Raw genomic sequence first — 8,872 nt, 5'->3', positions numbered from 1 at the left:
GCCAGCGCGAACGAAGTCGGGGTCGAGGCGGCATTCGACAGATTGACCGTGAAGACTGCGGCGGTGCCCTCGGGCACGGTGACATTGCTGACGGTGCCGGAGGCGTCGCCGACGTGGGTGATGGTCGGGACCGGGACCAGGATCGGTACAGGGGCGGCGGGATTGGTGACGACAGCATTGGTGTTCGCACCAATGAACTCAGGCTCTGTCGTACCTCGGGCTTCGAACTGAAAGGCCAGTGGACCTACACCCTCGGCGATCCGCAGCAGGCGGACGAAATCGTTGCCGGCGTTGTCGGCGCCGCCGTTGAGGCCGGCTGCGGTGTCTTCGAGCTGGGCGTCGATGTCCTCGCCGCGCTCGAGTGCCTGGATGATGCGTTCGGCCTCGCCGGCCGGCAGGGAGGCCTCGGCCACGTCGGGACGCGAGGTCGATGCGGTTTCGGCGCTGAACTGGAAGGTTTCGTCGGGGAGCAGGGTGAGCAGTTTGCCGTCGAGGAAGGCCAGCTGAACCTGGCCGCCCGGCATGGTGACGACGCTGTCGCCCTCGCGCAGGACATCGCCGGCCCGCAGGGGACGCATCTGGCCTGCGGGGTCGCGGGCGAATGCCTGTCCTTCGACCGCAATAACCGTGGCAACTGCCTGAGGGGTAGAAACGTTTGTGTCCATCTGCCAACCTTTGTTCAATAGGGTTTGGGTGCCCATTCAGGCACGTCTGCAAGAGTTAACGGCAGACGCTTTGGTTTCCGTATTGGACTGAGGTACAGGTCAGGCGGATTTTTTTAGGGGGGTGGGTGTCGAGTCTTCGACACCGTTGACGAGCAGCGCGAGCTGCATACGGTCGCGTACGCCGAGTTTCTCGAAGGCCGCGCTCAAATGCGCCTTGACGGTCCGCTCGGTGATGTTCATCGCACGGGCGATTTCCTTGTTGGTCGAGCCGCGCGCGACAGCCACGGCCACCTGGCGTTCGCGCTGGCTCAGCAGGTCGAGCGAGACGTCCGGCGTGGCATTGCCGCGCGTGGCCAGGCCCTGCATCAGGCGCTGCATCAGGCGCGGGCCGACCCACAACCCGCCATGTTCGACGACCCCGGCCACCTGGCGCAGCACGGAGGGCAGCGTCAGCGCGCTGCAATAACCGGAGGCGCCCGCCGCCAGCACCGCCAGGCCCTGATCGTCCTCGGGCACGTTCGACAGCACTACGACCGGCGCATGCGGTGCCGCGGCGCGGACTGCACGGACCGAGGCCGCGGCGGCGTGATGGTTGCCGGCAACATGCAGCCAGATCACAGCGGCATCTGCCAGCGGGGCAGGATTGAACTGCCCGCCCGGGTCGCTCAATAGCACGGCATCGGGGAAGGCTTCCAGCCAGCGGGGAATCGGCTGCGGCCGCGCGGTGACGAAGATCTGGCGTGTCATCCGGCTAGCGCTCCGTAAAGGCATGGGTCTTGGCGCGGATCACCGGTTTCAACAGATAGGCCAGCACGCTCTTGCGGCCGGTCATGATGTCCACTTCGGCGACCATCCCGGGGAGGATCGGCTTGTCCTTGCCCAGCGAGGATTTCAGGGTGCGCACGCGCACCAGGTAGAAGGCATTGCCCTCCTCGTCGGTGACGGTGTCGGCGGCAATCTGGTCGATCACCGCTTCCAGCCCGCCGTAGATCGCAAAGTCATACGCGGTGAAGCGCACCGTCGCTTTTTGCCCTGGCCACAGGAAGGCGATGTCCTTGGGCAGGATTTTCGTCTCCAGCAGCAGGGCGTCGTCGGTCGGCACGATTTCCACGATTTCCTTGCCCGGCTGCAGCACGCCGCCCACGGTGGAAACCAGCAGGCGATTGACGGTGCCCTTGACCGGCGATTTGACGCTGGCCTGCTCGACGCGATCGGACAGCGCCGTGCTGCCCTCGGACAGGCTGTTGAGCTTGGCCACGGTCTCGCCGAGTTCGTTGCGCATCTGGTTGCGGAAAGTGATTTCCTGCTCCTGCACCTTGCGCGATGCTTCCGAGATGGCGGACTGCAGTCGCACGATCTGGGCAGCCGCCTGATCGCGTTCGCCGCGGTAACGGCTGACATCGCGCTCGAGCCGCAGCAGTTCCACGTCCGAGACCGCACCAGACGCCGCCAGCGGTCGGGTCATCGTCAGCTCCCGCGCGGTGAGGTCATAAGCCTGGGCCGCCTGTTCGCGCCGCGAGCGCACCTCGACCAGCTCCTGCTGGCGCTGCGTCAGCTGCTGGCGCGCAATGCCAAGCTGGGCCTCCAGTTCGCGGCGGCGCGCGTCGTACATGCTGCGCTCCTCCTCGACCAGAGTGGGGTCTTCCTGCATGATCTCGGGCGGCAGCTGGAACGGGGTGTTCTCCGCCAGCGCGCGCAGGCGTGCGGCCTTGGCCAGCAGCGCCAGATACTGCACGCGGTTTTCGCGCAGCGAGGAGACGAAGCGCGTCTTGTCGATGCGGAACAGTAGCTGGCCCGCCTCGACCGCCTGGCCTTCGCGTACCAGGATTTCGGCGATCACGCCGCCGTCAACCGCCTGCACCACCTGCACCTGTCGCGAAGGAATTACCTTGCCGGTTCCGCGCGTGACTTCGTCCACCGTGGCAAACGCGGCCCACAGCACAAGCAGCAGCAGAAGCACGCCGATAAAGCGCAGCAGATAACGTGCGCGCAAGGGTTCCTGATCCATCCGTGCCCAGTCGGCATCGGCCGCCCAGCCGAGCGATGCATCCGGTCGCGGCGGAATCCAGCGGGCAAACAGACGGTCCAGCAGCGGCCGCGCATGCTTGGACCACCCTGCCGAACTGTCGGCAAAGCGTGCGATGGAGGCGAACAGACCGGCTTTCATGCGGCTTTCCCGATGCGGCCCTGGCGCAGCGCCTCGACCACCTGCGATTTGGGACCGTCCGCCACGACCTTGCCGCCGTCGATCACGATGATGCGGTCGACCAGGTCCAGCAGCGAGGTGCGGTGCGTCACCACCAGCAGGGTCTTGCCGGCGGCGAAGCTGCGCAGCTGCTGCTTGATGTCCTCTTCGCTGGAATGGTCCATCGAGCCGGTCGGTTCGTCCATCAGCAGGATCGGCGGGTCGTTGATGGTGGCGCGCGCGATCGCAACCGCCTGGCGCTGCCCGCCCGAAAGCGATTCGCCGCGTTCGCCCACGGTCATGTCGAAGCCGCGCGGGTGGCTGTTGACGAACTCGAGCAGGCCACCAACCTGGGCGGCGCGCAGCACGGCGGCATCGTCGGCGGTCGGCGAAGAAATGGTCAGGTTGTCGCGCAGGCTGCCGTAGAACAGCATCACATCCTGCGGCACGTAGCCGATGTTGCGGCGCAGTTCGGCCGGGTCGAGCTGGCGCAGGTCGGCGCCATCCACCAGCACCGCGCCCGAGGTGGGTTGGTACAGGCCAAGGATGAGCTTTTCCAGCGTGGTCTTGCCGGAGCCGACGCGGCCGAGAATCGCCACGTGCTCGCCGGCCCGGATCTTCAGCGAAACGTTGCGCAGCGCGGCGTGGTCCTGGCCGGGGTAATTGAAGTCGACGTCCTTGAACTCGATCTCGCCGGTGAAATGCCGGCGGGTCACGAAATTGGAATCGGCCGGTCGCTCGACCGGCTGCTGCAGGATGTCATCCAGCGACTTCAGCGCAGTCGCTGCATTGTGGTACTGGGTGAGCAGGCCGGCAATCTGACCGACCGGCGCCATCGCGCGCGATGCCAGCATGGTGCTGGCAATCAGTCCGCCGAGCGTCAGATTGCCGTCGGCAATCAGGTACACGCCCACCACCACGACCATCACGTTCACCAGCTGCTGCGCCCACATGGCGCCATTGATGGTGGACGACGACAGCAGCCGAAGCTGCGCGCCGACACGCGACAGGAAAGCCGCGCTCGTTTCCCACTTGCGCTGCATCACGCTCTCGGCACCGAGCGCCTTGATCGCTTCGAGACCGACTAGGCTTTCGACCAGCGTCGCGTTGCGCATCGCACTTGCGCGATAGGTGGTTTCAGACAGTTCGTGCATCTTGCTGTGTACGGTCAGGGCATAGGCCATCACCAGCAGGATGCCGAACACGATGGGCAGGATCAGCGGCCAGGCAATCCAGCCGATAACCAGCAGAAAAATCAGCGCAAACGGCAGGTCGATGAAAGCGGTCACTGTGGCCGAGGTGATGAAATCGCGGATCGTCTCGAAGGAGCGCAGGTTGGCGGCGAACGAGCCGGCGGACAGCGGCCGGTTCTCCAGCCGTAGTCCCAGCACGCGCTCCATGATGTAGGCGGACAGCCGCACATCGACCCGGCTGCTGGCCAGATCGAGAAAATAGCCGCGCATGGTGCGCAGCACCAGGTCTGCCACCAGCACGATCACCAGGCCGCCCGCCAGCATCCACAGGGTTTCGATCGCATGGTTGGGCACCACGCGGTCGTATACGTTCATGGTGAACAGCGGCAGCGCAATCGCAAACAGGTTGATCATGAACGCCGCCAGCAGCACGTCGCGGTACAGCGGCGCGTTGTCGGCAACCGTGCCCCAGAACCAGTGGCGATGTTTGACGCGGCCGACCTCGGGGGTGCGCGCATCGAAACGGAACTCGGGCCGCGCCAGGATCGCGTGGCCGGAATAGCGGGCTGCCAGCTCGTCGCGGGGCAGCAAGGCCTCGGCTTCGCCCAGTTCGGGAAAGATCAGACGGGCGGTCCGGCCGTCGTCCTGCCAGCCCAGCAGCACGCAGGCTTCCTCGCCGTCGAGCAACAGCACGGCGGGAAACAGGGCGGTATTGAGCGCGTCGAGCGGTTTCTTCACCACGTTGCTGGCAAAGCCGGCCCGTTTGGCGGCGCGTCGGAACAGCGAAGGCGTGAGGCGATTGTCGACCAGCGGCAGCCCGTCGATGGCCGCCTGACGGCTCAGGGTGCCGCCGTGCGCCTGCACCACCACGAGCAGACATTCGAGCAGCGTGTCGGGTGCGCTGGCGGGTGAGGCGGCGTCCAACGTCTTTTCGGTCCCGGGAGTGTTGTTCAAGTGACTTTGGCAAGTGTGGCTTGCCGCTCTGAGAATCAATAAGGATGCGCTTTTAACGGCAATTTTGGCCGGCTTCTTTAATGGGGTGGCGTGCGAAGCCTGTCATGCCCGAACAGAAGGAGTATTTCGCGCATTCTCAGGGAGGATGGGCATTCCCGGTTCGGGTCCAGGGAGTATGCCAAAAATACCGTCAATTTCATGTAGGAGCGGCTGGCATGCCAGCCAGAAGCACGCGCGGGTTTTCAAATAAGGTTATATTCAGCCGCAACGGATAAGAATACGAGTTGACTTGAAACCCACCCGTCTCCTGCTGTCTGCAGTGATCGTCATCGTGCTGGCCATCGCAGCCTGGCAATGGCGTGCGGGCATGGACGGGACGGAAACCGGCCGGGTCGTCAGCGTCGGCCTGTACGAAAACGCGCCCAAGGTCTACACCGACGCGCACGGCCGCCCGGCCGGTTTCTTCATCGAGTTGCTGGAAGAAATGGCGCGCGCCGAACGCTGGCACCTGGACTACGTTCCCTGCGAGTGGGCACAGTGCCTGGAAGAACTGGCGCAAGGCCGCCTCGACCTGATGCCCGATGTGGCGTATTCCAGCGAGCGTGCGCAGCGTTTCGATTTTCACCGCGTGTCGGCCGTCAATAGCTGGTCGCAGGTCTATGTCCACCCGGATCTGAAAGTGCACGCGGTGGCCGATCTCACCGGCCTGCGTGTCGCTATTCTGCATGGCGGCATCCAGCAGGCCTTCTTCACCGAATTGATGGCCAGCGGGAACCATGTGTGGCAACCGGTGCCGGTGCAAACGCTGGCCGAAGGCTACGAAGCCGTGGCGGCGGGCGAGGCCGACGCGGTGGTGACCAACAGCTTCTTTGCCGCCCGCAACGGCAGCCAGTACATGCTGCAGGAAACGCCGATCGTCTTCCTGCCGTCGAACCTGTATTTCGCCGCCGGCAAGGGCCGCAATGCCGATCTGCTGGCGCGCATCGACGTGCATCTGACGGCCTGGCGGCGCGATTCCAATTCGATCTACTTCGATGCGCTGCGGCGCACCATGGCGACGCCGCCAGAAGTGCTGATGCCGCGCTGGGCGATCTGGTCGCTGGGCGGGCTGGGCATCGGCCTGCTGTCCCTGATGGGGCTTAGTCTCTTGTTACGCTGGCAGGTGGATCAGCGCACCCACGACCTGACAATGACGACGCTGGCGCTGAAGCTCGAGCGCGCCAACCTTGAACGCCTGGTCACCGAGCGCACCCGCGAATTGCAGGCTCTGTTCGATTCCGCCAGCGTCGGCATCGTGATGGCACAGGATCGGACCATCGTGCGCTGCAACCGGCGCATGGATGAATTGTTCGGCTTCGCCCCGGGTGAACAGGCCGGGCAGTCGACGCGCATCTGGTTCGTCGACGAGGCGGCGTTTGCCAACACCTGCCAGGACATTTTTGCGCGCATCGCCAACGGCGAAACCCATGTGTGCGAGCAGGAAGTGGTGCGTAAGGACGGCAGCCGCTTCTGGGCGCGGATGGCGGTGCGCGCCATCGATGCGGACGATCCGGCGCAGGGCATGGTCAGCATCATCGAGGACATCACCGATGAGCGTGCCGCGCTGGAGGCCGTGCTCAAGGCCAAGACGCTGGCCGAGGAGGCCACGCGCATGAAGTCGGATTTCCTCGCCAACATGAGCCATGAAATCCGCACCCCGATGAATGCCATCCTCGGCATGCTCTACCTGGCGCTCAAGGGCGATTTGACGCCCGGCCTGCGCAACCAGCTGTCGAAGGCTCAGGGGGCGGCGCATTCGCTGCTGGGCATCATCAACGACATCCTCGATTTTTCGAAAGTCGAGGCCGGCAAGCTGGAGATCGAGCATGTCGAATTCGGCTTCGACGGTGTGCTCGAACAGCTGACAGACGTGATCGGACCGCAGGCCGGGCAGAAGGGCATCGAGTTTCTGATTCGCCACGATGTCGCGATGCCGCCGATGCTGATGGGCGACCCCCTGCGCATCGGCCAGGTGCTGCTCAACCTGTGTGGCAATGCGGTGAAATTCACCGAGAAAGGCGAGGTCGAGCTGGCCCTGCGCGGCGTCGAGGTGAACGACAAGATCCTGAGGCTGCAGATGTGCGTGCGCGATTCCGGCATCGGCATGACGCAGGCGGTCCAGGACACGCTGTTCGAGAAATTCACCCAGGCCGACCAGTCGACCACGCGTCGTTTTGGCGGCACCGGGCTGGGGCTGGCCATCAGCAAGAATCTGGTCGAGCTGATGGGCGGGCGCATCTGGGTGGAACAGTCGCAGCCCGGCAAGGGCACCACGATCTGCTGCACGCTGCCGATCGAGATTGCCCGGCAACCCCAGCGCGTCGATCTGGTGGAGCAGGCGGGGCCGCTGCTCAAGGGCATCCGCGTGCTGGTGGTGGACGACAACGAGGTGTCGCGCGAAATCCTCGCCGACATGCTGCGCTTTTTTCACCTCGATGTCGTCACCGCGGCGAGCGGGCCGGCTGCGCTGGCCGCGCTCGAAGCGGCCTCCGACTCTCCCTGCGACCTGGTGTTGATGGACTGGCGCATGCCCGGCATGAATGGCGACGAAGCAGCCCAGCGCATTCACCTGGATTCCGCCATCACGCACCAGCCCAAGGTGGTGATGGTGACCGCCTACGGCCGCGAGGACGTGATCCGGCTGGCCGAACAGGCTGGCGTGGATGGTTTTCTGATCAAGCCGGTGTCGCCGTCGACGCTGCTCGACACCATTCTCTCGGTACTGGGGCGGGGTCGCATTCTCAATGGCAACCGTCCGCAGCGCGGCATTCCGGATGCCGGTGCCAGCGCCCAGCTCGCCGGTGCGCGCATGCTGCTGGTCGAGGACAACGACATCAATCGCGAATTCGCCACCGAGCTATTGCGCAGCGAGGGCATCGAGGTGGATCAGGCCATCAACGGCCAGGAAGCGGTCGAGCAGGTGCAGCGGCAGGCCTACGACGGGGTGCTGATGGATATCCAGATGCCGGTGATGGATGGCCTCGAGGCGGCCCGCCGCATTCGCGCGCTGGCGCAGGTACCAGGCGGCGAACGCTTCGCCCACCTGCCCATCATTGCCATGACGGCGCTGGCGATGGCGCAGGATGCCGAAAAAAGCCAGGCCGCCGGCATGAATGACCATATCACCAAGCCGGTGGCGCCGGAGCGGCTGGTGGCGGTGCTGGCGAAATGGATCCAGGTGCCGGCGGAGCGGGCCGGCCAGATGCAGCCCGCATCTCACGCAGGCAGCTTGCCGGCCGAGCTGCTGGCGCTGTCCAGCCTCGATGCCAGCGAAGGGGTGCGCCGCATCGGCGGCAAGCTGGAGGCCTATTACAAGCAGCTGCGGCGCTTCCGCGAGCACTATGCCGATGCGGTCGGGACGCTGCGAAAGTTGACGGCGGACACGCATACGCAGCAGGCGCAGGAGTTCTGCCACGCGCTCAAGGGCGTGACCGGCAATATCGGCGCCACGGCATTGTATGCGTGCGTGAGCGCGATCGATGCGGAGCTGAAACAGGACACGCTGCCCGACGCCGCCACCCTGGATACGGCACAGTCGCTGCTGCAGGCGGTGATGCGCGACATCGACAGCCTGCCGACGACGACGGCACGCGCGTCCGTGGCCGCACCCCTGACGCCCGATCAGGTGCGCGAGCGATTGGCGCAGCTGTTGCAGGCGCTGCAGGACGACCTGGGCTCTGCCGAGCCACTGCTGGTGGCCTTGCGTGCCGGTGTTGACGGAACGCCCCTGGCGGCGGACATTGATGCGCTCGCCGCGCAGGTCGATGTCTTCGCCATCGATGAAGCGCGCGCGCAGCTCACTGTACTGCTGGGCCGACTGACGCATACAACCTGAG

5 protein-coding genes are annotated in these 8,872 nt (G+C 65.2%); 1 reads left to right on the top strand and 4 read right to left on the bottom strand.

Going from position 1 to position 8,872, the window contains the following annotated elements; translation table 11 throughout:
• The 4 genes from Q8R61_RS14900 to Q8R61_RS14885 all read right to left on the bottom strand — a co-directional run.
• Window positions 1–578 (bottom strand): retention module-containing protein (locus tag Q8R61_RS14900; RefSeq protein ID WP_305538677.1); only part of this gene is annotated, 578 nt, incomplete at its 3' end.
• A gap of 186 nt (window positions 579–764) precedes the next feature.
• Window positions 765–1,412, bottom strand: coding sequence for a response regulator transcription factor (locus Q8R61_RS14895; RefSeq protein WP_305538675.1), 648 nt, complete (start codon window positions 1,410–1,412; stop codon window positions 765–767).
• A gap of 4 nt (window positions 1,413–1,416) precedes the next feature.
• The gene (locus tag Q8R61_RS14890) at window positions 1,417–2,832 is read right to left on the bottom strand and encodes an HlyD family type I secretion periplasmic adaptor subunit (protein ID WP_305538673.1); all 1,416 of its coding nucleotides are present in this window, start codon (window positions 2,830–2,832) and stop codon (window positions 1,417–1,419) included.
• Entirely contained in the window at window positions 2,829–4,997 is a 2,169-nt protein-coding gene (locus Q8R61_RS14885) for a type I secretion system permease/ATPase (protein ID WP_305538671.1), read from the bottom strand. The genes Q8R61_RS14890 and Q8R61_RS14885 overlap by 4 nt, the downstream gene beginning before the upstream one ends.
• 289 nt (window positions 4,998–5,286) lie before the next feature.
• Here Q8R61_RS14885 and Q8R61_RS14880 point away from each other — a divergent pair, with 289 nt between their 5' ends.
• The gene (locus tag Q8R61_RS14880; protein WP_305538669.1) at window positions 5,287–8,871 is read left to right on the top strand and encodes a response regulator; all 3,585 of its coding nucleotides are present in this window, start codon (window positions 5,287–5,289) and stop codon (window positions 8,869–8,871) included.
• Window position 8,872: the final 1 nt, after the last annotated feature.

The organism is Thiobacillus sp., assembly GCF_030696885.1.
In the GTDB taxonomy this organism is placed as follows: Bacteria; Pseudomonadota; Gammaproteobacteria; order Burkholderiales; family Thiobacillaceae; genus Thiobacillus.
Note: the sequence above shows the minus strand (reverse complement) of the source record. Positions and strands in the feature narration are given on the sequence as shown.

Coding starts and splice junctions, on each gene's coding strand:
- Q8R61_RS14895 (WP_305538675.1), bottom strand. CDS start 1,412: ATGACACGCCAGATCTTCGTCACCGCGCGGCCGCAGCCGATTCCCCGC.
- Q8R61_RS14890 (WP_305538673.1), bottom strand. CDS start 2,832: ATGAAAGCCGGTCTGTTCGCCTCCATCGCACGCTTTGCCGACAGTTCG.